The organism is Modestobacter sp. DSM 44400, assembly GCF_900107175.1.
GTDB lineage: Bacteria > Actinomycetota > Actinomycetes > Mycobacteriales > Geodermatophilaceae > Modestobacter.
Window position 1 is genome coordinate 1 of sequence record NZ_FNOZ01000056.1, and the last position, 20,742, is coordinate 20,742.

Consider the following 20,742-nt stretch of genomic DNA (forward strand, 5'->3'; position numbering starts at 1 on the left):
CGGCCAGGGTGAGCGCGAGATCCAGCACGACCTTGCCCGGGTCGTGGATCGCCAGCGGCTTACGCCACGGCGACAACCCCGCCCGCAGCCCGGCCCCCAGACCACTGGCCGCGACGGTCTCGGTGAGCAGTACTCCACCGGCCTGACCGACGGCTGGAACCGGCGCGGTGTCCACAGACAGCCGGGGGTAGAGCAGGGTAGGTTTCTTCACCTGGAAGGTGCTCCTCGATCAGCGTGGCATGGACTCTCGACAAGTCCCATTCTCGCAGGTCAGGGGCACTTTCCGTTTGATCAACTTCCCGTCGAGGCCGGCTGGTATGAAATCTCGAGGCTAATAGCAGGCTGATTCGTGGGGTGAACACCGGCTGGGCCAGCACGCCCGGGGCTGGGGTCGTCGGCGTGGTGGGACCGTCGATGACCGACACACGCCGCCGCGGTAGAGCGCACGGGTGACGGCGAGATAGAGCAGGCCGAAAAGTCGGCTTCGGCCGTGTGACCGCGAGGTCCATCAGGCGGCGCCCGTACCGGCCGCCCATGTCTTGCTGCCGCGGTGAGCGCTGGCAACGCCGGTTCGCCGACGAGGGGGTGCGCCGCCGGGTGCGGCGACAGGAGCGGGCCGCCGCCGGCACGGCCCTGAGCACGCGACGGACAAAGCGTTGCAAAATTCGCAACGGGGGATTGCAGGTATTGCATCCGAGCGTCGATAGTGGCGCCATGCATGAGACCCAGGACACAGGGGCCGCCAAGATCCTTGCGATCCTGGAAGCGCTCGCGCCGTCGGGGCCCGTGGTCACCCGTGGCCTCACGGTCAGCGGACTGGCGCGGTCTCTGGGGCGCGACAAGTCCAGCGTCTCCCGTCAGTTGAGACCGCTGATCAGCCTGGGGCTGGTGGAACGCGATGACGACGGGCTGCACCGACTGGGATGGAGGCTCTTCACACTGGCGACCCAGGCGGGGGATCAACGCCTGCTCCTGCTGGCTCCGTCGGCGATGCGCCAACTGGCGCGCCAGGTCAAAGAGCGGGTTCACCTCAGCATCCGCCGCGACGACGAGGTGCTCACCATCCTGTCGGAGGGGCCGTACCGAGCAGTCGAAGCCGTGCAATGGGTGGGTCGCACGGTGCCCGTCACCTGCACCTCGTCAGGGCGCGCCCTGCTGTTCGACCACGGTGCCGACGAGATCCGGACTCTGCTCGCGGAGGGGTTCCGCAAGGGGCCGGGCTCCAAGGCTCCGACCACCGTCGATGCCGTGATCGACCGGGTGAACCGGGCGCGGGCGCTGGGGTTCGCCGCGGTGGTCGACGAGTTCGACGACGACCTGGCCGCGGTGGCCGCCCCGGTGCGTGACGGGAACGGACGAATCGTCGCCGCGCTGAACATCTCCGCGCCGACGTATCGGCTGCTGAAGGACATGAACAACGTCGGTCGACAGGTCAGCCAGGCAACGCAGTACCTCAGCCAGGCGCTGTCGTCTCCGCCTCTGCCCAATCCTCCCACAGGCAAGGAGCAGAACAGCGCCCTCCCGGGGCTCGGCGGCGAGATGAGAAGGATCTCATGAGCTTCTTCGACTACCTCAGCGAGAATTCGACTCGGATAGCGTTCCTGTTTTTGCAGCACGTGCAGGTCGTCTTGATCTCCGTCAGCTTTGCCACGGTGATCAGCATCCTCCTCGCCATAGCTACAGAGCACCTTCCACGGACACGCAAGGTGGCGCTTTCCGTCACCGGGACGATCCTCACCATTCCTTCCTTCGCGTTGTTCGGACTCATGATCCCGCTCTTCGGGCTGGGCGTAGCGCCGACCGTGCTGGCGCTGACCATATACGCGGTCTTCCCGATTCTCCGGAATGCAGTAACCGGGCTCGAGACCGTGGACGAGGGTGTGGTGGACGCGGCCCGGGGAATGGGCATGGACTCTCGGCGGCGCCTGTGGAGAATTCGGCTGCCACTTGCCTGGCCGGTGATCCTCAACGGGATTCGGGTGGCGACGATCATGGTGGTGGCCATCGCTGCCATCGGCGCGGCAGTGCGCGGTCCCGGTCTTGGAGAGCTCATCTTCCGCGGATTGTCCCGGATGGGGGGCGCTAATGCCCTCAACGAAGCACTCGCCGGCGTGCTAGCGATCGTGGTGGTGGCGGCTGTCTTGGACGTGCTCTTTCTCATCATTGGCCGGGTCACTACACCGAGAGGTCTCCATGCCTGACGTCAGCAACGCCCCCGATGGCTCGACCGACCCCATGATCCGGCTGAGCGGGGTCACCAAGCACTACGAGGGATCGAACACTCCCGCCGTCGCCCCCCTGACGATGGACATCCAGCGCGGAGAATTCGTCTGCCTGGTCGGCCCGTCCGGGTGTGGAAAGACGACGACCCTGCGGATGATCAATCGCCTGGTGGAGCCCTCCGCGGGGCAGATCTGGATTGATGGTCGGGATGTGACTCATTCCGATCCGGACGAACTCCGCCGCCACATCGGGTACGTGATCCAGCAGGTGGGGCTCATCCCGCACATGTCCATCGGCCAGAACGTGGGCATCGTCCCGTCCATGCTGCGCTGGGACAAACAGCGAGTTTCCGCCCGCGTCGACGAACTGCTGGAACTCGTCGGCCTGGACCCGTCCGTGTACCGGTCCCGGTATCCGAAGCAACTCTCAGGAGGACAGCAGCAGCGGGTGGGGGTCGCCCGGGCCCTTGCTGCCGACCCGCCGGTGATGCTGATGGACGAGCCATTCGGCGCGATCGACCCGATCACCCGGGAACGTCTGCAGGCGGAATTCCTCCAGATCCAGCAGCGCATCCGCAAGACGATCGTCTTCGTCACCCACGACATCGACGAGGCGCTCCGCCTCGGAGACCGCATTGCGATCTTCGCGGAAGGGTCTCGGCTGGCGCAGTTCGACACCCCCCTCGAGATCCTCACCAATCCCGCGGACGACTTCGTGCGCTCGTTCATCGGGGAGGGCGCCGCCCTGCGCCGGTTGTCCCTGTTGCGGGTGGAGGACCTGCCTGCCTCCGTCGATCAGGAAGGACCCGCCGACCTCACCGTGGGCCCCGACGAGTCGGTCGCCGCAGTCCTGGAGAAGATGCTCATGACCGGAGCCGCGCGGGTCCACGTGGTCGGCGGAGCCACCCGGACCGTTCAGGACATGCTCCTGGCCACGTCCCTGCCCAAGCAATCGACCCTGCGGTGAGCAACACCGCGACCTCATTGCGCACCGCGGCCACCGTGGAGCGCGGCAAGGATCGCTCGACGTGGATCCTGCCCGTCATCGCGACGGCGCTGGTCGTCGGCACGTTGGTCTACATCCGCACCGCGACCCTCGACTCCATCGAGGCTCGGGCGCTGACCACGGGCGAGCTCCTGAGGCAGCTCTCCGAGCACGTGTCGCTCGTCGTGGTGTCGACCGTCGTGGTGATCGCCATAGGCGTTCCGGCCGGGATCCTGCTGAGCAGACCGTGGGCGCGCTATCTCCGGCCCCCGACCCTGGCCCTGGCGAACGCGGGGCAGGCCATTCCCTCGATCGGGCTCCTGGTCCTCCTGGCCCTGGTCTACGGCGTCGGTTTTCGCATGGCCGTCGTGGCCCTGGTCGTCTACGCCCTGCTCCCGATCCTCAGGAACACCATCGTGGGGCTTCAGCAAGTGGCGCCCTTCGTCATCGACGCGGCTAGAGGAATGGGCATGAGCGCTCGCCGCATCCTCTTCACCGTCGAGCTCCCGCTGGCCGTGCCGGTCATGCTCGCCGGCATCCGGGTCTCCCTGATCCTCAACGTCGGGGTGGCCACGCTCGCCACCTACACGAACGCCGGCGGGCTGGGCGGCCTCATCGAACGAGGCATCGTGTTGAACCGCATGCCGATCCTCCTGGCCGGCTGCCTGCTCACGATCGCCCTGGCGCTGATCGTCGACTGGCTGGCCGGCATCGTCGAGCGCCGCCTTCGCCCCAAGGGCATCTGAGCTCCGAGCACCTGTCCGCCGGGAAACCACAGCGCCTCCATCCGAAGGGAACCACCATGCGTCACAAACTCACGTCCGTCACCGGGCTGATCGCCGGGATCGCCCTCCTCTCCTCCTGCGCCTTGGGCGAGGAACCATCGACCGAGGTGTCCGCTGGCAGCCTCGCCGCCAAGGGTGATCTCAGCGACGTCGAGGTCACCGTCGGCGGCAAGGAGTTCACCGAGCAACTGATCCTGTGCGAGCTCACCGCGCAGGCCCTGGAGTCCGCCGGGGCAACCGCCAACCGCAGCTGCGGGATGTCGGGGAGCAGCAGCGTGCGTTCCGCGCTGCTCAGCGGCGACCTCGACATGTACTGGGAGTACACCGGCACAGGGTGGGTCACCCACCTGGGCGAGACCGAGCCGATTGCCGACCCGCAGGAGCTCTACCAGGCGGTCGCTAAGCGCGACAAGCAGGAGAACTCGGTGGCCTGGCTCGAGCCGGCACCGGCGAACAACACCTATGCGGTCGCGGTCAGCCGGGAGAAGGCGGAGGAGCTGGGTGTCGAGACGCTGTCCGACTACGCCGAGCTGGTGAACTCGGACCCCGCCAGCGCCTCGTTCTGTGGCGCGGCGGAGTTCTTCGGCCGCGACGACGGTTGGCCTGGACTCAAGGATGCCTACGGGTTCGACCTCCCTGGTGACCGCGTGTCCGAACTGGCGGCCGGGCCCATCTACAACGCGATCGACACGGCCAATCCCTGTGTCTTCGGTGAGGTGTTCGCCACCGACGGGCGGATCGCAGCTCTGGACCTTGCAGTCCTGGAGGACGACAAGCAGTACTTCACGGCCTACAACCCCGCCGTGTCGATTCGCGCGGAGGTCCTGGACCAGCACCCCGCCATCGAGGACGTCCTCGCTCCCGTGGCGGAGGCTCTCGACGACCAGACGCTGCAGTCCCTGAACGCAAAGGTCGACGTGGACGGAGAGACCCCCGAAGAGGCGGCCAAGGAATGGCTCGTCGAGAAGGGCTTCGTCGGTGAGTGAGAGGTCACCTGAACCCGAAGGCAGTGCAGTCCTGAAGGTTCGCCTCCTGCAGACCGATCCGATGCTGGGCGACGTCGGGGGCAACCTTCGGACACTCGATGCGCTGGTGCAGAAGGCGTCGGATCGCGATCTCGTCGTGGCTCCCGAGCTGGCGACCCACGGGTACCACCTCAGCGAGATCCCCGACGTCCGGCCACTGTCACCGGACGATCCGAGGCTGCTGGAGCTGGGGCGGCACGGACCGGCCGCGGTGGTCGGCTTCGCTGAAGCGTTGCGCCACCACACCTTCAACAGCGCCGCCCTCCTGGTCGACGGGGATGCCCGGATCCAGCGCAAGATGTTCCTGCCCACCTATCGCGGATGGGAGGAGCGTAAGCACTTCCGCCCGGGTGGGGCGCTGCACTGCTACGACCTTCCGAAAACCCGTATCTCGACCCTGATCTGCAACGACGCCTGGCAACCGCCTCTCCCCTGGCTCGCCGCACACGGCGGGGCAGAGGTACTGGTCGTGCCGGTCAACAGCGCGGTCAGCCATGTCGGCCTGCCGACGTCGCGGGCCTGGGACATCCTCCTGCTGCACGCTGCAGTCGTCCTGCAGACGTACGTCGTGTTCGTCAACCGCTGCGGAGACGAGGGCGGGCGCCAGTTCTGGGGCGGGTCACGCGTCATCCATCCCACTGGCGAGGTGCTGGGCCAACTCGGCTCGGAACCTGGAGAGCTCGACTGCCAGCTGGATCTCGCCGAACTCCGTTCGCTGCGCCGGCAGTGGCCATTGCTCCAGGAGTCTCGCGCGGACGTCGTCGCCCGTGCCGCGCTGGAGCTGGCCGACGAGGAGCTCTGACGTGTTCGACAGCCATGTGCATGCCGGGCCCGACGTGGTGGACCGCATCGGGGACGACGCCGAGGTCGCCGGGGCCTACGCCCTGGCCGACTTCTCCGGCTTCGTCCTGAAGGCGCACTACGAGTCGACCGTGGGACGGGCCTACGCCGCGTCCCGATCATCGGGTCAGACCGTCTACGGAGGTGTGGCACTCAATCAGCATTGCGGGGGCATCAACCCCAGCGCGGCTGCTGCCGCCCTGGGGGCGGGGGGGCGCGTCGTGTGGATGCCCACGGCCGACGCGCACACCCAGCACACCGCTGACCTGCCCAGACTCTGCGACCACGTTCCTCAGATCGGGTCCCATTCCTACGCCGTTCCACCCGTCGACACGCGAGCCACCGAGGCCACCGAGTCGGTACTGGCGCTGATCGCCGACCACGATGCCGTGCTGGCCACCGGGCATCTCAGCGGAGACGAGTGTCGATGGCTCAGCGAACGAGCGCGCTTCTACGGCATCGGCCGACTCATGTTCACCCATCCCTCCTACACCGTGCCGGGCCTGGCCCCTTCCGCCGTGCGCGCCCTCGTCGAATCCGGTGGACACGCGGAGATCACCACCTATCAACTGCTGCACCAGCCCGGATGCACCCCGGCCATGCTGGCTCGGGTCGCAGAGGCTGCCAGCGATCAGCTGATCCTCTCCTCGGATGCAGGACAGCCCGACTCGCCCTCCCCGCCGGAGGCGCTGGTGCTACTGATCGACGTCCTCGCCGGCGAGGGCCTCGACCGCGGGCGGCTGGAGGCTGCCGCCTCGACCGTTCCCGAGTCGCTGTTGGCGCCGCGGTAATCACCCGTAGACGGCCCGACCACGGCCCGACCACGGGCAGACCCGCCCGGCTCAAGGTGCCCGCCGCTTCGGCCATCGCCGCGCTCCGGTCAAGAAGTCAACGCAACCCATCCCACCGGCAGCCGGCCCCTCAGAGAGAAAGGTTCCTCCGTGAGCGCCCCACCGGACGTACGAGCGTTCATCCACGGCACCGACCCGCAGGGTCTACCGGTCGACGTGGTGCACCAAGCCCGGCGATGCCTGCTCGACCTCATCGGGGTCGCGGCAGCGGGAACCGCGACGGCGCTCTCGCAGATACTGCGTGACCACGCGGACCGTCAAGCCGGCGGATCGAGCCAGTCGTCGCGTCTGCTCTTCGACGGCCGCCGGGTCGGCGCGGCCCATGCCGCGCTCGCCAATGCGGGGACGATCGACGCGGTCGACGGGCACGACGGGCATCGCCTGGTGAAGGGCCACGCCGGCGCAGCCGTCCTCCCCGCCGTGCTGGCCTTCATGGACGGGGTGCCGGGACGGGCAATGGGCGACCTCCTGTCCGCACTCGTCGTCGGCTACGAGGTCTCATTGCGCGCCGGCATCACGCTGCACCGGACCGCCGCGGACTACCACAGCTCGGGCGCCTGGAACGCGATCGGCTCCGCTGCTGTGGGCGCCCGGTTGCTCGGTCTCGACGACGAGGCCACCAGTCACGCGTTGGGCATCGCCGAGTACTCCGCGCCCCGGGGCCCGATGATGCGCGCCATCGACCACCCCACGATGGTCAAGGACAGTTCCGCGTGGGGGGCGCAGGCGGGGGTGGCCGCCGCGTTCCTCGCCCGCGACGGTTTCACCGGCGCCCCCGCCGAACTGGTCGAGCGAACCTTCGAGGGCCAGGACCTCGGCGTCCGGTGGTGGATCACCGAGCAGTACTTCAAGCCCTATCCGGTGTGCCGCTGGGCCCATCCGGCCGTCCAGGCCGGCCTCGGCCTCCGCGTTGCCGACCACCTGTCGATCGACCAGATCGAGGACATCGAGGTCATCACCTTCGACGCGGCGGCCCGGCTGCGTACGTCTGCTCCCCGGACCACGGAGGAGGCGCAGTACAGCCTTCCCTTCGCGCTGGCCTCAGCCCTGGTGCACGGGGAACTGGCGCCTGACCACATCGTGGCCCCGCAGCAGGAGGCGGCCGCTCTCGGGCTCGCGGAGAAGATCAGGCTGACGCCGTCGCGGGCCATGACCGACGAGTTCCCCGCCACACGTCGGGCCCAGGTGCGGATCACGTTCACCGACGGCCGGTCGCAGTCCTCGGCGCTCACCCCGGCTGAGGGCGACCCGGAGTCGCCCTTGAGCGACGACGTCCTCCTCGAGAAGTTCAGGGACTACACGCACGCTCTCGGGCGTCGGCGCAGCGACTCCATCGCCGAGATCGTCATGGGTGGTCAGGACGCGAGAGTGGACGACCTGACACGCCTGCTCATGGCGCCGATCTGACATGACACGCATCTTCCCGCGGCCGGGCGGCCGGAGACCTCCCGGTGAGCACGCCCGCGTGCTCCCAGGCTGCGACGACTCGGAGGTGCCAGTTCAGCCCATAGGACGCCATTGAGACCTGACCACGGACCACGGGGACCCCCGCGAAGACATCCATCCCGGCCGGTCGGGCCCGGAATGACTACTGATCCACCCAAGGAACGAGGGACAAGACAGTGATCGAGCACAAGACGACATTTTTCAGCGAAGGTTGCCGACTGCAGGCGACCCTCTACTACCCCGACGAGCTGTCTGCCGACGGCCCCCACCCCGCGCTGATCGTCAACTCCGGCTATCAGGGATTCAACGAGTTCTACCCGAAGCTGTTCGCCCAGCAGCTGACGCAGCGCGGCTACGTCTGCCTGGGCTTCGACTATCGCGGGATGGCCGACAGCGAGGGCCCGAAGGGCACTGTGCTCATCGAGCAGCAGGTCGAGGACATCCGCAATGCGGTGACCTTCATGCAGGCCCAGACCGACGTCGACAACTCCCGGATCGGCCTCGTCGGGTGGGGAATGGGTGCGGCCAATGTCGTCCTCGCGGCCGAGAAGGGCCACAACGTCGCAGGAGTGGCCGCACTGAACGGCTTCTACGACGGACAGCGCTGGTTGAAGTCGATCCACACCTACGACGAGTGGACGCGCCTCGTGGACGAGGTGGCGGAGGACCGGACACGGCGGGTGCTGCAGGGCGAGTCCCTGCTCGCCGAGACCTTCCACCACTACCCGCTGGACCCGGCCAGCAAGGACTACGTCGGCAAGGAACTGGAGCAGGTCTACGGCTTCGGTCACCCCACTCGGCTGCAGTTCACCGAGTCCATCATGGATCTGAAGGCAGAAAGGGTCGTCCCGCACCTGGGGCAAATGCCCCTGTTCATCGCGCACGGGGAGCGCAACACCCTGCACCCGTACGACGAGGCGCTCGGCCTGTACGAAGCGGCGTCTTCGCCGAAGACCCTGTACACCGTCGATGGCCGGCACAACGACTTCATGTACGGCGACCACCCGGAGTTCCTGCTCCTGTGCGACCGCCTGCAGGAATTTTTCGACGAGGCCTTCCTGAAGAGCTCCTCTCCGTCCCGGACCGTGTCCGCCTGACCGACTGCACCGGGCACCAGCTGATCCCTGGACGGGATCGGTGGGTGCCCGGTGGCATGTCGGCGAGCGCAGGCGGACGGCCCGGTGCGGACCGTCCGCCTGCCAGCGCCACGCCGGGCAGGCGACACGCACAGATCGTGCGCCCCCACCAGAGACAAGACCTGCTACCCGGTGCCTGTCCGTACGGGTCCGGAGCCATTCCCAGGGCTGGACGGCAGGACCGTGGAACCCGACAGCGAGGTGCGGACCCATGACCGACATCCGAGACGACCTCACCACCCGTGCCGCTTACGTCTCCGATGCCTCCATCTACCGCCGACTGCCCGAGGCGATCGCCGAGCCGCGCGGCGTAGACGAGATCCGGGAGCTGCTCGCCTTGGCGCGGGCGCGCGGCTGGCCGGTCATCTCCCGGGGGGGCGGGACGTCGGTGGCCGGAAACGCCATCGGCGACGGCCTGGTCATCGACACGTCTCGGCACTTCAACCGGATCCTGTCCATCGATCCGGAGGCCATGACCGCGATCATCGAGCCGGGCGTGATCTGCGATCAGCTACGTGCTGCGGCGTCCGAGTTCGGCCTCACGTACGGCCCGGACCCCTCGACGCACTCGCGCTGCACGATCGGCGGGATGGTGGCCAACAACGCGTGCGGCTCCCACTCCGTGGCATGGGGGACGAGCGCCGACAACCTGGTGTCACTCACCGTCATGCTCGCCGACGGGCGCGACGTGGAGCTGCGTCGAGGGGGCACGTCGGACCCGGCGATCACCCGGCGGCTCACCGGGATCCGGGACCAGCACCTGGCGACGCTGCGCACCGAACTGGGGCAGTTTCCCCGTCAGGTCTCCGGCTACGGCGTCCACCACCTGCTCGCCGAGAACGGCTTCGACGCCGCCAAGGCCTTCGCCGGCACGGAGGGCACGTGCGGGATCATCACGCGGCTCACGGTGCGTCTGGTCCGCAAGCCCGCGCACACGGCCCTGGCCGTGCTGGGGTTCGAGGATGCCATCGCGGCCGCGACCGCCGCTCCGACGCTCCGCGTCCCCGGCGTCTACACGATCGAGGGCATGGGGTCGGACCTGGTCGAGGCCCTGCAGACCCGCCCCGGCCGGCAGACCTCCGGCTCCGAGCTCCCGCGTGGTGGCGGCTGGCTGTACTGCGAGGTCGGCGCCGACACCCTCGAGGCGGCCGAGGCCGTGGCCCGGGGGCTGCCGAGTCTCGTTCCCGAGGGCGTCGTCGACTCGATCATCGTGGTCGAGCCGGCGCCGGCACAGCGGTTGTGGGCAATCCGCGAAGCCGGTGCGGGCATCGTGACCCGCCTGCCTGACGGCGGTGAAGCGTGGCCGGGTTGGGAGGACTCCGCGGTGCCCCCTGTTCGCCTGGGCGAGTACCTCCGCGATCTGTACGACCTGCTGCACGAGCTCCACCTCACCGGCATCCCCTTCGGCCACTTCGGGGAGGGATGTGTGCACATCCGCATCTCCTTCGACTTCTCCGACGCGGCGGGGGTGGCCGCGTACCGGACCTTCGTGGAGCGTGCCGCCGAACTGGTCCACCGCTACGGCGGTTCGGTCTCGGGCGAGCACGGCGACGGGCGCGCCCGCTCCGAGCTGCTGTCCAGGATCTACTCCCCGGACGCCCTGCAGGCCTTCTCCGAGTTCAAGCGCGTCTTCGACCCCGACGGTGTGTTCAACCCGGGAGTGCTGGTGGATCCCGAGCCCGTCGACCAGGGGATCCGACCCGGCCCCGGCGCCCGCAACCTCGAGCTGACCCCCGTGCACGCGCTGTCCCGGGACGGCGGGTCCTTCTCCAGCGCCGTCAATCGGTGCGTGGGCGTGGGTGCGTGCCGCTCGGACGAAGGCGCGATGTGCCCGTCCTTCCACGTCACCGGGGACGAGGTGCACTCGACCCGGGGACGCGCCCGCGTGCTGGCCGAGATGCTGCGCGGGGAGTCGATTCCCGAGGGCTGGAAGTCGAAGGACGCCCTGGAGGCGCTCGATCTCTGCTTGTCCTGCAAGGCGTGCGCCACCGAGTGCCCGGTCAACGTGGATATGGCCACGTACAAGGCGGAGTTCCTCCACCACCACTACGGCCAGGGGCTGCGCTCCTTCCTGGGCCGGAACCGGCGCCCGATGGCCCAGTTCACGATGGGCTGGTTGCCGTGGCTCATGCGGATCACGGAGAAGGTGCCCTTCGCCTTCCGCGCGATCAACCTGCTGGTGTCGTTCGGTCCCGTCGAGACCCTGACCAAGCGGCTGGGCGGGATCGAACCGAGGCGGCGGATGATCTCTTTCGCCCCCCGGCCGCTGACTGCGTGGTTCCGGCGTAGGTCCGCGGGACGCCGCCCCGACGAGGCCATCGACGGGCGCGAGACCGTGGTGCTGTGGCCGGACACGTTCACGAACTACTCGAGCGACGCGCCGGGCCGCGCCGCCGTCGAGGTCCTCGAGGCCATGGGATACCGGGTCGTCATGCCGACGGCGAACGTCTGCTGCGGTCTGACCTGGCACTCCACCGGGCAACTGGACATCACCCGGAAGGTCCTCCGCAACACTCTCGACGTGATCGAGCCGCTGCTCGAGGCCGGCTACCCGATCATCGGTCTCGAGCCCTCCTGCACCGTCATGCTCCAGGACGAGATCCTCGAAATGCTCCCCGACGATCCACGGGCTCGGCGGGTCACTGAGCTGACCACGACCCTAGGTGCCTTCGCGGCCCGACATCTCGACCGGGACCGGCCGTGGCCGTTCGGTGAACTGTCCACCGAAGCAGGCCCGGCTGCAGCCGTTTGCCAGGTGCACTGCCACCAGAAGTCGATGCACGGCTACGGGCCCGAGCTGCGGGTCTTGGAGAAGCTGGGCGTGGATGCCGCGGTCGTCAGCGGTGGCTGCTGCGGGCTGGCCGGCAACTGGGGGTTCGAGCCCGGCCACTACGAGGTATCACAGGCCTTGGCCGAGCGCGAGCTGTTCCCGATGGTCCGCGCCGCGGCCGACGACACGATCGTGCTGGCCGACGGCTTCTCCTGCCGCACGCAGATCGTCCAGGGCACCGGCGCGGAGGGCGTCCACCTCGCGCAGGTGCTGCGGGCCGCACTCCCCGCGGAGCACCCCGTGCGGTGACCGAAGGGGCTTGACCGCATGAGACGGACCCGGCAATCGGGGCACCGCCTCACCGGCCGTCGCGACCGGCAGGGCCTCCGCTGCCGGCCTGCCGTGCGTCGGCCGGCTGGTCAAGCGGCAGGCCGGTCACCCCGGCGGCCGGAGGTGTTCCGTCGCAGCGTCGTCCGGGAGGCGAAGAGGTGCTCACACCTCCAGGACCGTGGGGATGATCATCGGCCGGCGCCGGTAGGTATCCGACACCCACTTGCCGACCGTCCGGCGGATCACCTGGGAGAGCCGGTGCGGGTCGACGTCGTCATCGGCGAGCGCCTGCTTGAGATTGGCCTCGACCAGCCCGAGGACGGCGTCGAAGGCGGCCGGGTCGTCGGAGAACCCGCGGGTGGACAGGTGCACCGGGCGCACGATCGTCCGCGCCGAGGGCTCGACGACGACGGTGAACGCCACGAATCCCTCGTCGGCGAGGAACCGGCGGGCCTGCAGCGACTCCTCCCCCACGTCGCGTCGGGGATCGAGTGGTTCACGCTGATGAACTCGGTAGACGGCCCGGCGCGGTGGTGGTCACCGGCGGCCACCTCGACCAGCACCGGGTCGATCCGGTGCTCGCGCAGCTTGGCCCGGACCAACGCCAGGGTGAACCGAGAGCCGACCAGCGGGATGTCGGCCCGCAGCCGCAACAGGTACGGGAGCGCACCGATGTGGTCCTCGTGCCCGTGGGTGAGGACGACGACGGCGACGTCGTGCAAGCGGCGCTCGATGACCCCGAAGTGGGGAGGATCAGGTCGACGCCGGGCTGTTCGGCCTTGGGGAGAGCACCCCGCAGTCGATGACGAGCAGCTGCCCGGCGAACTCCAGCACGGCCATGTTGCGGCCGATCTCGCCCAGCCCGCCCAGCGCGATGACGCGCAGGGCGCCGGGCGGCCTCGGCGGGGGCGCCTGGAGACCGAGGTGGGGCTGCTGCCCGGTCGAGACGCCCGCCGTCACAGGGCGACGCCCCCGGCGAGGAGGTCGGTGCGCAGCTGGTCCACCTGCCCGGGCGTGGCATCGACGAGCGGCGGGCGAACCGGCCCGGACGGCAGACCCAGCTCGCGCAGCGCGGCCTTCACCATGGTCACGCCCGGGCCGCGGAAGATCCCGGTGTAGACCGGCAGCAGGCTCTCGTTGACCGCGCGCGCCTTGACCAGGTCACCGGACTCGACGGCGGCGACGAGCTCGGCCAGCCGGGGCCCGACCAGGTGCCCGACGACGCTGACCACGCCCACGGCGCCGACCGCGAGCAGCGGCAGGTTGAGCATGTCCTCACCGGAGTAGTAGACGAGGTCGGTGCGGGCCAGGGTCTCCATGACCGCGCCGAGGTCGCCCTTGGCGTCCTTGACGGCGACGATGTTGGGGTGCTCGGCGGCCCGCACGAGGGTGTCCACCTCGATCGGCACGACCGAACGCGGCGGGATGTCGTAGAGCATCACCGGCAGGTCGGTGCTGCCGGCCACGGCGGTGAAGTGCCGGAGCAGACCGGCCTGCGGGGGCTTGTTGTAGTACGGGGTGACGACCATCAGCCCGTGCACGCCCAGCCGGGCGGCGGACTGCGCCTTCTCGATGGAGTGGGCGGTGTCGTTGGTGCCGACACCGGCGACCACGGTGGCCCGGTCGCCGACCGCGTCGAGGACCGCCTCGAGCACGGCGTGCTGCTCGCCGTCGCTGATCGTGGGTGACTCCCCCGTCGTCCCGAAGACGACCAGCCCGTCGTGGGCCTGCCGGTCGACCAGGTGCGCGGCCAGCTCCTGGGCCCCGGCGAGGTCGATCGTGCCGTCCTCGGCCAGCGGGGTGACCATGGCCGTGAGCACGCGACCGAAGGGCCGGGCGGGGTCGACTGCGGGGGCGCTCGACATGGGGTCCACGCTACCGGCGGCCGGTCTCCGCGGGGTCAGGCACCGCCGGGTCGGCGACCGCAGCACCGGCGCGATCCCAGCGGGAGGTGGCGTACCGGAGCCCCGTCGAGGAGACCGACCAGCCCGCGGCCGGCTCCCGGGCGCTCCGCCGCCAGCTCGCGTCGAGGACCGGCGCCCAGGTGTCGCCGTCGAACCGGGCGTCGATCTCGGTCATCACCACCTCGTCCGCGTGCGGTAGGAACGCGGCGTAGACGCTGGCTCCGCCGATGACCCAGAAGTCGTCGGAGGCGGCCAGCACCTCCGCGGGGGACGCCGCGACCCGCACGCCGGGGGCCGGTGGGGCCAGCCCGGTGCTCAGGACGACGTTCTCCCGGCTGGGCAGCGGCCGGAACCGCGGCGGCAGCGACTCCCAGGTCCGCCGGCCCATCACCACGGTCGACCCGAGGGTGAGGGCGCGGAACAGCCGCAGGTCCTCCGGGAGGTGCCAGGGCAGGGCGCCGGCGAGGCCCAGGCAGCCGCCGGAGGCCTGCGCCCAGATCAGCCGGACGCTCACACGGCCACGGCCCCCTTGATGGCCGGATGGGGGTCGTAGCCGAGCAGCTGGAAGTCCTCGTAGGTGTGCTCGAACAGCGAGGGCGCCGGCGCGACCTCCAGCCGGGGGAACGGCCGCACCTCCCGGGTCAGCTGCTCGGTGACCTGCGGGACGTGGTTGTCGTAGACGTGGCAGTCCCCGCCCACCCAGATGAACTCCCCGGGCTCGAGGCCCACTTGCTGGGCGACCATCCGGGTCAGCAACGCGTAGCTGGCGATGTTGAACGGCACGCCGAGGAAGAGGTCCGCGCTGCGCTGGTAGAGCTGGCAGGACAGCCGCCCGCCGGCGACGTAGAACTGAAAGAGCGCGTGGCAGGGCGCCAGTGCCATCTCCGGCAGCGCGCCCACGTTCCACGCCGAGACGATCATCCGCCGGGAATTCGGGTCGGTCCGCAGGGTCGACAGCACGTTGGAGATCTGGTCGACGGCCGCGCCGTCCGCGGTCGGCCAGGAGCGCCACTGCACGCCGTAGACCGGCCCCAGGCTGCCGTCCTCGGCGGCCCACTCGTCCCAGATCGAGACGCCGTTCTTCTGCAGCCAGCCGACGTTACCGTCGCCGCGCAGGAACCACAGCAGCTCGTAGGCGATCGAGCGGAAGTGCACCTTCTTGGTGGTGACCAGCGGAAAGCTCTCGGACAGGTCGTAGCGCAGCCGCTCGCCGAACGTGCTGCGGGTGCCGGTGCCGGTCCGGTCGTCCTTCGGGGTGCCGTGCTCGAGCACCCGGCGCAACAGGTCCTCGTACTGCTGGTCCGTGACCTGGCTCACCGTGTGCTCCCGCGTCGTCGCCGTGCCCCGCTGCTGCCCTTCTGATGCTAGGTGAGGGGCTGACAACGGACCGCAGCACCGGCCGTCATGCTCGTCCCCGTGGACCGACTGAACCCGGTACCGGCGGACCCTCGGCGGGGTGCTCGCCGGCCTGCTGCTGCTCTGGCTGCTCCTGCTCGCCCTGCTGTGGTGGGCGACGCCGGGGACGACGCCACCGTGCGCGAGGCCCTGCGGCTGCTGCCCGACGTGCTGCGACTGGTGCTGGGCTACCTGCTCCTCCCCCTGGACCTGGTTCCCCGACGTCCTGCCGGTCGCCGGGTACGCCGACGACACCGTGCTGGTCGCCTGGGTGGCTCCGGCGTTCGCCGGGCCGGGGGACGAGGCGCTCACCCGCCACTGGCCCGGGACGGCGACCGGGCTGACCCTTGTCCGACGTCTCGCCGGGCTCCATCACCAGCATGACAGCAACTAGCGCCGCTCTGACGTTGCATATGGCGTCATAGTGGTGTCACATTGGCGCCATGGAGAACTGGGCGTACACCGAAGAATTGCGCAGCCGCCTCCGCCGGGGCGAAAGGGGCCGGTACGCGGGCCGGGACCACGGGGAGGACCGGGACGTCGCCCGAATGCTGTCCCCATGGCGCCGCACCCGACGGACGGGCGGACCCGACGCCGGATCGCGGGACGGATGACGCCACCATGGCGTCCATGGACCTGAGCGAGTACGTCGACGCGCTGCGCGCCCACCTCACGGCGGCAGCAGCGGCCGGCACCGAGCAGACCCGCGAGACCGCCCGGCTGCTGTCGGCCACGATGGAGCCAGCCGTCCGGCTGGCGGTCACCGACGCGCTGTCGGCGATGGCCGCCGAGGTGACCGCGGCCTGGGACGGCGGCCTGGTCGACATCCGGCTGCGCGGCCGCGACCCCGAGGTCGTCGTCGTGCACGCCGCCGAGGAGCCGGCGGCCGCACCCCCGGAGGAACCGGCAACCGCGGACGACGACGGTTCCACCGCCCGGATCAGTCTGCGACTGCCCGACTCCCTGAAGACCCGCGCCGAGGAGGCCGCCGCCGCGTCCGGCGTCTCCCTGAACGCCTGGCTGGTCCGCGCCGTGGCCGCCGGGCTCCGCGAGCCCACCGCCCCGCCCCGTCCCGGGCGCGGTCCCCGCCAGTACTCCGGCTTCGCCCGGAGCTGAACTACCCACCTCCGGTGCCGAACCGGAACGGCTCCGCCCGTCCCACCTCCACCTCCGGTGCCGAACCGGAACGGCTCCGCCAATCAGCCCCGACCCCGGAGGTCCGCATGACCGTCCGCACGCACACCTTCCCCCTGACCGAGACCCCCCGCGCGATCGAGGTGCGCAACCCCGCCGGCTCGGTGACGGTCCGCGCCGTCGAGGGCGCCGACGAGCTGGCCGTCCGGGTCGAGGCGCTCGACGGCGCCGACCACACGGCCGACCGGGTCGACGTCGACGCCAGCCCGTCCCGGCTGCGGGTCTCGGTGCCTGAGCGCCGGCTGGTGCGCACGCCGGCCCTGGCCATCGAGGTGACCACTCCGCCGGGCGCCGCGGTCCGGGTGGCGGTGGGCTCGGCCGACGTGGAGTTGCGTGGCCGGCTGGGCCACACCGAGGTCACCGGCGCCAGCGGCGACGTCTCGGTGGAGCACTGCACCGAACTCGAGCTCCGCTCGGCCAGTGGCGATGTCCAGGCCGGCGCCGTCGAGGGGGTAGCGACCGTGGCCACCGCCTCCGGGAACGTGCGAATGGACTCCGCCGGCGGCGCCGTTCTGGTGCGCACCGCCTCCGGTGACGTCACGGTCGGCGAGGCGGGTGACGACGTGTCGGTGACCTCCGCGTCCGGGGACATCAACATCGGCCGGGCCTGTCGCGGCACCGTGCAGCTGAAGACGGTCTCCGCTGACGCCCGGGTGTCCGTCAAACCGGGGTTGCGGGTCTGGCTGGACGTGCGAAGCATCTCCGGGCGGCTGTACTCCGGCCTGGACGACGAAGGGCCCGACGCCGGCGGCTCCCGCGAGGCCGAACTGGCCGTGGTGCTGCAGTCGGTCTCCGGCGACCTGCGGGTCCGGCGGGCGGCCCCGCGGGCCGCCTCGGACTGAGCTCAGCCGCCGGGTCGGTGCACCGCGGCGGCCAGGTCGGCGGCGAGGTCGCCGCGACCGACGACCGCGACGCCGTCGAGCTCCATCCAGTCGGCCATCAGCCGCAGCTCGCCGGCCAGCTCCGCGGCCAACTCGGCCGGGTGCGGGCCCAGCTCGGCGTAGGCGCCCTGTACGCGGAGCACCCCGGCCTGGCGGTCGGCCTTCAGGTCGACCCGGGCGACGAGGCCGTCGCCGAGCAGAAATGGCAGCACGTAGTAGCCGTGCACCCGCTTGGCGGCCGGGGTGTAGATCTCGATGCGGTAGCGGAAGCCGAAGATGCGCTCGACCCGCGGGCGCTCCCACACCAACGAGTCGAACGGGGTGAGCAGGGCGCGGGCGCGCACCCAACGGGGACGGCGGGCCTGCGGGTCCAGCCAGCCCGGGCGGTTCCAGCCGGCCACCTCTACCGGCACCAGCTCACCGGCTTCCACCAGTTCCCCGATCGCCACGCGGGTGTCGGAGGGGCGCAGCCGGAAGTAGTCGGCGAGGTCCCGCTCGGTGGCCACGCCCAGCGCTCGGGAGGCGGTGCGCACCAGCTCCCGGATGGCATCGGCGCGGTCGGGGGTGGGCGCCTGGACCACGGCGGGCGGCAGCACCCGTTCGGTGAGGTCGTAGACCCGCTCGAACCCCGCCGTCCGGGTGCGGGCGGTGAGGGCGCCGGTGAAGAACAGGTACTCCAAGGCCACCTTCCCGGCGTGCCAGTTCCACATCGACCCGGGCCGGTCCGGCCGTGGCTCGAGCAGCTGACTGGCCTTCAGCGGGCCGCCGTCGCGCACCCGGTCGAACACCTCGGCGACGTAGCCGGGCCGCTCGCGCTTCAGCCGGACCATCGACCCCCAGGCGTGCTCCTCGGCCGCGGCCATCTTCCAGCGCAGGAACGGGTGCAGCCGGACCGGCAGGAACGACGCCTCGTGCGCCCAGTACTCGAACAGGTCGTGCCGCTGCCCGGCGAGCGCGTCCAGCGCCGGCCGCGGATAGGCACCGAGCCGACTGAAGGCGGGCAGATAGTGCGAGCGCGACAGCACGTTGACCGAGTCGATCTGGACCACCGCCAGCCGGTCGACCAACCGCTTGAGCTGACGGGTTCCGACCGGGCCGGTGGGCCGCGGATCGGCGAAGCCCTGCGCGCCCAGAGCGATGCGCCGGGCCACGGCGGCCGACAGGCGCTCTGTGGGGATGTGCACGGACGAGATCTTGCCGTGGGGGTACGACGGCCGCCGCCTAGGCTGCCGATGTGGACCTCCCCCCGCTCCGCCCCGGCCTGAGTGGCTCGGCCGAGGCGTCGGTACGTCCCGCCTCTCCCGCGGACGCCGCCGAGATCGCCCGCGTCCAGCTCGTCACCTGGCGGACCGCCTACCGGACGGTCCTGCCGGCGGCGGTGCTCGACGACTGGGACGACGCCGCGGCGACCGCCGCCTGGCGCGCTGCAGCGTCCAGCCCACCCACTCCCGCGCACGGCGTGCTCGTCGCCGAGGAGTCCGGGACCCTCGTCGGCTTCACCGCCTTCGGACCGGCCGAGCTCACCGAGGGTGAGCCGCCCGCGATCGAGGGGCCCACCACCGAGGTCGGGAGCCTGCTGGTGGAGCCCCGCTGGGGACGCCGGGGACACGGCAGTCGACTGCTGGCGGCGCTGGCCGACATCGCCTGCGTCGGCGGCGTCGCCCGGCTGCAGATCTGGCTGCCCGAGTCCGACCGGGTGACCGCAGGCTTCCTGGCGAGCGCCGGTTGGGCGCGGGACGGCTGGGCGCGCGCGCTGGACACCGGGACGACGACCATCCGCGAGATCCGCTGGCACACGATGCTGGACGGTGACCCCGCTGACCCTGCCGACCAACGAGGACAGCCGTGACCTTCCAGGGCTTCCCGGACGACGGGCTGGTGTTCTACGAGGGCCTGGAGGCCGACAACAGCCGCACGTACTGGGCCGAGCACCGGGGCCGGTACGACGACGCCGTCCGGGCGCCGCTGCAGGCCCTGGTGGCCGAGCTCGAGCCCGAGTTCGGTACAGCCAAGGTGTTCCGTCCCTACCGCGACGTGCGCTTTGCGAAGGACAAGACGCCATACAAGACCCACCAGGGCGCGGTACTGCACCCGGAGGGCGCCGGCGCCGGGTCGTTGTACGTGCAGGTGTCCGCGGACGGCCTACAGGTGTCCGGCGGATGCTGGCGGCTGCAGCCGGACCAGGTGGAGCGGTACCGCCGCGCGGTCGGCGACGACCTGCAGGGCCCCCAGCTGGCGGCGGAGGTGGGGCGGCTGCGCGACCGGGGCTGGAACATCGAAGGTGACCTACTGGTCCGCGCACCGCGGGGCTGGCCGGCGGACCACGAGCGCATCGACCTGTTGCGTCACAACGCATTGCACGCCAGCCGCACCTGGACGCCGACCGACTGGCTGCACGAGCGCGCCGCCCTGGACCGGGTGCGGGACGCCTGGCGGGACCTGCGGACGCTCAACCGATGGCTGGCCGACAACGTGGGCGCGACCACCGCGCCACCGGATCGCCGCCGCTGACCGACCAGCGGCCCTGCCACACCTCCCGCTTTCAGCGCGGAAAGCGGCACTCCCTCCCGTGCTCTCGGTACCGAAAGCACGGTGTTCTCGGTATCGGGAGCGCCGGTGTCTGGACATGCGAAACGGGGCCACAGCTGATGCTGTGACCCCGTTTCGTGAAGGATGTCCGGCGGCGTCCTACTCTCCCACCCGGTCCCCCGGGCAGTACCATCGGCGCTGAAAGGCTTAGCTTCCGGGTTCGGAATGAGACCGGGCGTTTCCCTTTCGCCATGACCGCCGTAACACTGTGAAGATTGAAACCCGGCCTCCGGCCGCAGAAACGCCGAAGTCGGGCCTGGAACCAGGGTTCCGCACCTTCAGAACCGCACAGTGGACGCGAGACAACACTCATAAGACAACACATCGATGAAGAAGTGTGTGGTCAAGCCCTCGGCCTATTAGTACCGGTCAGCTCCACGACTCACGCC

Annotated in this window: 21 protein-coding genes, 1 rRNA gene and 2 pseudogenes; 15 read left to right on the forward strand and 9 right to left on the reverse strand. The window is 70.4% G+C overall.

Translation table 11 applies throughout. The annotated features are described in order from the left end of the window. Positions 1 to 211: pseudogene (locus BLW04_RS21605) on the reverse strand (IS1380 family transposase); the annotation flags it as partial. 503 nt (positions 212 to 714) lie between these two features. Between BLW04_RS21605 and BLW04_RS21610 the strand changes: the two are divergent. From BLW04_RS21610 to BLW04_RS21655, 10 genes are all read left to right on the forward strand, one after another. Next, a complete protein-coding gene (locus tag BLW04_RS21610) occupies positions 715 to 1,557 on the forward strand; it encodes an IclR family transcriptional regulator (protein WP_175484197.1) in 843 nt (280 codons plus the stop codon). After that, on the forward strand, positions 1,554 to 2,201 hold the full coding sequence (locus BLW04_RS21615) for an ABC transporter permease (protein ID WP_091547297.1): 648 nt from the start codon (positions 1,554 to 1,556) through the stop codon (positions 2,199 to 2,201). The genes BLW04_RS21610 and BLW04_RS21615 overlap by 4 nt, the downstream gene beginning before the upstream one ends. Further along, positions 2,194 to 3,189, forward strand: a complete 996-nt coding sequence (locus BLW04_RS21620) for an ABC transporter ATP-binding protein (protein ID WP_217631177.1) — start codon at positions 2,194 to 2,196, stop codon at positions 3,187 to 3,189. The genes BLW04_RS21615 and BLW04_RS21620 overlap by 8 nt, the downstream gene beginning before the upstream one ends. Further along, on the forward strand, positions 3,186 to 3,953 hold the full coding sequence (locus BLW04_RS21625) for an ABC transporter permease (RefSeq protein WP_217631178.1): 768 nt from the start codon (positions 3,186 to 3,188) through the stop codon (positions 3,951 to 3,953). Before BLW04_RS21620 ends, BLW04_RS21625 begins: the two co-directional genes overlap by 4 nt. Positions 3,954 to 4,009: 56 nt before the next feature. After that, positions 4,010 to 4,978, forward strand: a complete 969-nt coding sequence (locus tag BLW04_RS21630) for a glycine betaine ABC transporter substrate-binding protein (RefSeq protein WP_091547299.1) — start codon at positions 4,010 to 4,012, stop codon at positions 4,976 to 4,978. After that, complete coding sequence (locus BLW04_RS21635; RefSeq protein ID WP_256375502.1) at positions 4,971 to 5,819, forward strand: nitrilase-related carbon-nitrogen hydrolase; 849 nt, start codon at positions 4,971 to 4,973, stop codon at positions 5,817 to 5,819. Before BLW04_RS21630 ends, BLW04_RS21635 begins: the two co-directional genes overlap by 8 nt. 1 nt (position 5,820) lies before the next feature. Then, on the forward strand, positions 5,821 to 6,648 hold the full coding sequence (locus tag BLW04_RS21640) for a DUF6282 family protein (RefSeq protein ID WP_091547304.1): 828 nt from the start codon (positions 5,821 to 5,823) through the stop codon (positions 6,646 to 6,648). Between the two features lie 150 nt (positions 6,649 to 6,798). Further along, entirely contained in the window at positions 6,799 to 8,115 is a 1,317-nt protein-coding gene (locus tag BLW04_RS21645; RefSeq protein ID WP_217631179.1) for an MmgE/PrpD family protein, read from the forward strand. Positions 8,116 to 8,330: 215 nt separating this feature from the next. Then, a complete protein-coding gene (locus BLW04_RS21650; RefSeq protein WP_091547306.1) occupies positions 8,331 to 9,251 on the forward strand; it encodes an alpha/beta hydrolase in 921 nt (306 codons plus the stop codon). 250 nt (positions 9,252 to 9,501) lie between these two features. Next, positions 9,502 to 12,369, forward strand: coding sequence for an FAD-binding and (Fe-S)-binding domain-containing protein (locus tag BLW04_RS21655; protein ID WP_091547307.1), 2,868 nt, complete (start codon positions 9,502 to 9,504; stop codon positions 12,367 to 12,369). 183 nt (positions 12,370 to 12,552) lie between these two features. Here BLW04_RS21655 and BLW04_RS28800 read toward each other — a convergent pair whose 3' ends face one another. The 6 genes and pseudogenes from BLW04_RS28800 to BLW04_RS21675 form a co-directional block, all read right to left on the reverse strand. Continuing rightward, positions 12,553 to 12,864 (reverse strand): hypothetical protein, encoded by a 312-nt coding sequence (locus BLW04_RS28800; RefSeq protein ID WP_254781865.1) that lies wholly within the window; start codon positions 12,862 to 12,864, stop codon positions 12,553 to 12,555. A 65-nt stretch (positions 12,865 to 12,929) separates the two neighbouring features. Further along, positions 12,930 to 13,112, reverse strand: a pseudogene (locus BLW04_RS29360) (MBL fold metallo-hydrolase); the annotation flags it as partial. Between the two features lie 31 nt (positions 13,113 to 13,143). Further along, positions 13,144 to 13,350, reverse strand: a complete 207-nt coding sequence (locus tag BLW04_RS29365; RefSeq protein WP_305777669.1) for a hypothetical protein — start codon at positions 13,348 to 13,350, stop codon at positions 13,144 to 13,146. Next, positions 13,347 to 14,255, reverse strand: coding sequence for a 4-hydroxy-tetrahydrodipicolinate synthase (gene dapA / locus BLW04_RS21665; RefSeq protein ID WP_091547335.1), 909 nt, complete (start codon positions 14,253 to 14,255; stop codon positions 13,347 to 13,349). Before dapA ends, BLW04_RS29365 begins: the two co-directional genes overlap by 4 nt. 10 nt (positions 14,256 to 14,265) lie before the next feature. Next, on the reverse strand, positions 14,266 to 14,808 hold the full coding sequence (locus tag BLW04_RS21670) for a dihydrofolate reductase (RefSeq protein ID WP_091547310.1): 543 nt from the start codon (positions 14,806 to 14,808) through the stop codon (positions 14,266 to 14,268). After that, positions 14,805 to 15,611 carry a thymidylate synthase gene (locus tag BLW04_RS21675; protein WP_091547312.1) on the reverse strand — a complete coding sequence of 269 codons (807 nt, stop codon included), beginning with the start codon at positions 15,609 to 15,611 and terminating at the stop codon, positions 14,805 to 14,807. The genes BLW04_RS21670 and BLW04_RS21675 overlap by 4 nt, the downstream gene beginning before the upstream one ends. A 139-nt stretch (positions 15,612 to 15,750) precedes the next feature. Here BLW04_RS21675 and BLW04_RS21680 point away from each other — a divergent pair, with 139 nt between their 5' ends. The 3 genes from BLW04_RS21680 (at position 15,751) to BLW04_RS21690 (ending at position 17,725) form a co-directional block, all read left to right on the forward strand. Continuing rightward, the gene (locus BLW04_RS21680; protein ID WP_254781866.1) at positions 15,751 to 16,083 is read left to right on the forward strand and encodes a YkvA family protein; all 333 of its coding nucleotides are present in this window, start codon (positions 15,751 to 15,753) and stop codon (positions 16,081 to 16,083) included. Between the two features lie 236 nt (positions 16,084 to 16,319). Continuing rightward, positions 16,320 to 16,805, forward strand: coding sequence for a toxin-antitoxin system HicB family antitoxin (locus BLW04_RS21685; RefSeq protein WP_091547338.1), 486 nt, complete (start codon positions 16,320 to 16,322; stop codon positions 16,803 to 16,805). Positions 16,806 to 16,912: 107 nt separating this feature from the next. Next, entirely contained in the window at positions 16,913 to 17,725 is an 813-nt protein-coding gene (locus tag BLW04_RS21690; protein WP_091547315.1) for a DUF4097 family beta strand repeat-containing protein, read from the forward strand. A gap of 2 nt (positions 17,726 to 17,727) precedes the next feature. On the opposite strand, the gene BLW04_RS21695 is transcribed toward BLW04_RS21690, so the two are convergent. Further along, positions 17,728 to 18,948 (reverse strand): winged helix-turn-helix domain-containing protein, encoded by a 1,221-nt coding sequence (locus BLW04_RS21695; protein WP_091547318.1) that lies wholly within the window; start codon positions 18,946 to 18,948, stop codon positions 17,728 to 17,730. Between the two features lie 50 nt (positions 18,949 to 18,998). Here BLW04_RS21695 and BLW04_RS21700 point away from each other — a divergent pair, with 50 nt between their 5' ends. Both BLW04_RS21700 and BLW04_RS21705 read left to right on the forward strand, forming a co-directional pair. Continuing rightward, positions 18,999 to 19,613, forward strand: a complete 615-nt coding sequence (locus BLW04_RS21700) for a GNAT family N-acetyltransferase (RefSeq protein ID WP_091547321.1) — start codon at positions 18,999 to 19,001, stop codon at positions 19,611 to 19,613. Further along, positions 19,610 to 20,275 carry a DUF2461 domain-containing protein gene (locus BLW04_RS21705; RefSeq protein ID WP_091547324.1) on the forward strand — a complete coding sequence of 222 codons (666 nt, stop codon included), beginning with the start codon at positions 19,610 to 19,612 and terminating at the stop codon, positions 20,273 to 20,275. The genes BLW04_RS21700 and BLW04_RS21705 overlap by 4 nt, the downstream gene beginning before the upstream one ends. A 164-nt stretch (positions 20,276 to 20,439) precedes the next feature. Here BLW04_RS21705 and rrf read toward each other — a convergent pair. Then, positions 20,440 to 20,556: ribosomal RNA gene (rrf, locus tag BLW04_RS21710) — 5S ribosomal RNA — on the reverse strand. Between the last annotated feature and the right edge of the window lie 186 nt (positions 20,557 to 20,742).

What these genes read in the sequence shown, in the direction of transcription:
- BLW04_RS21630 (WP_091547299.1), top strand. Translation starts at nt 4,010, where the DNA reads ATGCGTCACAAACTCACGTCCGTCACCGGGCTGATCGCCGGGATCGCC.
- BLW04_RS21610 (WP_175484197.1), top strand. Translation starts at nt 715, where the DNA reads ATGCATGAGACCCAGGACACAGGGGCCGCCAAGATCCTTGCGATCCTG.
- BLW04_RS21655 (WP_091547307.1), top strand. Translation starts at nt 9,502, where the DNA reads ATGACCGACATCCGAGACGACCTCACCACCCGTGCCGCTTACGTCTCC.
- dapA (WP_091547335.1), bottom strand. Translation starts at nt 14,255, where the DNA reads ATGTCGAGCGCCCCCGCAGTCGACCCCGCCCGGCCCTTCGGTCGCGTG.
- BLW04_RS21690 (WP_091547315.1), top strand. Translation starts at nt 16,913, where the DNA reads ATGACCGTCCGCACGCACACCTTCCCCCTGACCGAGACCCCCCGCGCG.
- BLW04_RS21685 (WP_091547338.1), top strand. Translation starts at nt 16,320, where the DNA reads ATGGACCTGAGCGAGTACGTCGACGCGCTGCGCGCCCACCTCACGGCG.
- BLW04_RS21620 (WP_217631177.1), top strand. Translation starts at nt 2,194, where the DNA reads ATGCCTGACGTCAGCAACGCCCCCGATGGCTCGACCGACCCCATGATC.
- BLW04_RS21615 (WP_091547297.1), top strand. Translation starts at nt 1,554, where the DNA reads ATGAGCTTCTTCGACTACCTCAGCGAGAATTCGACTCGGATAGCGTTC.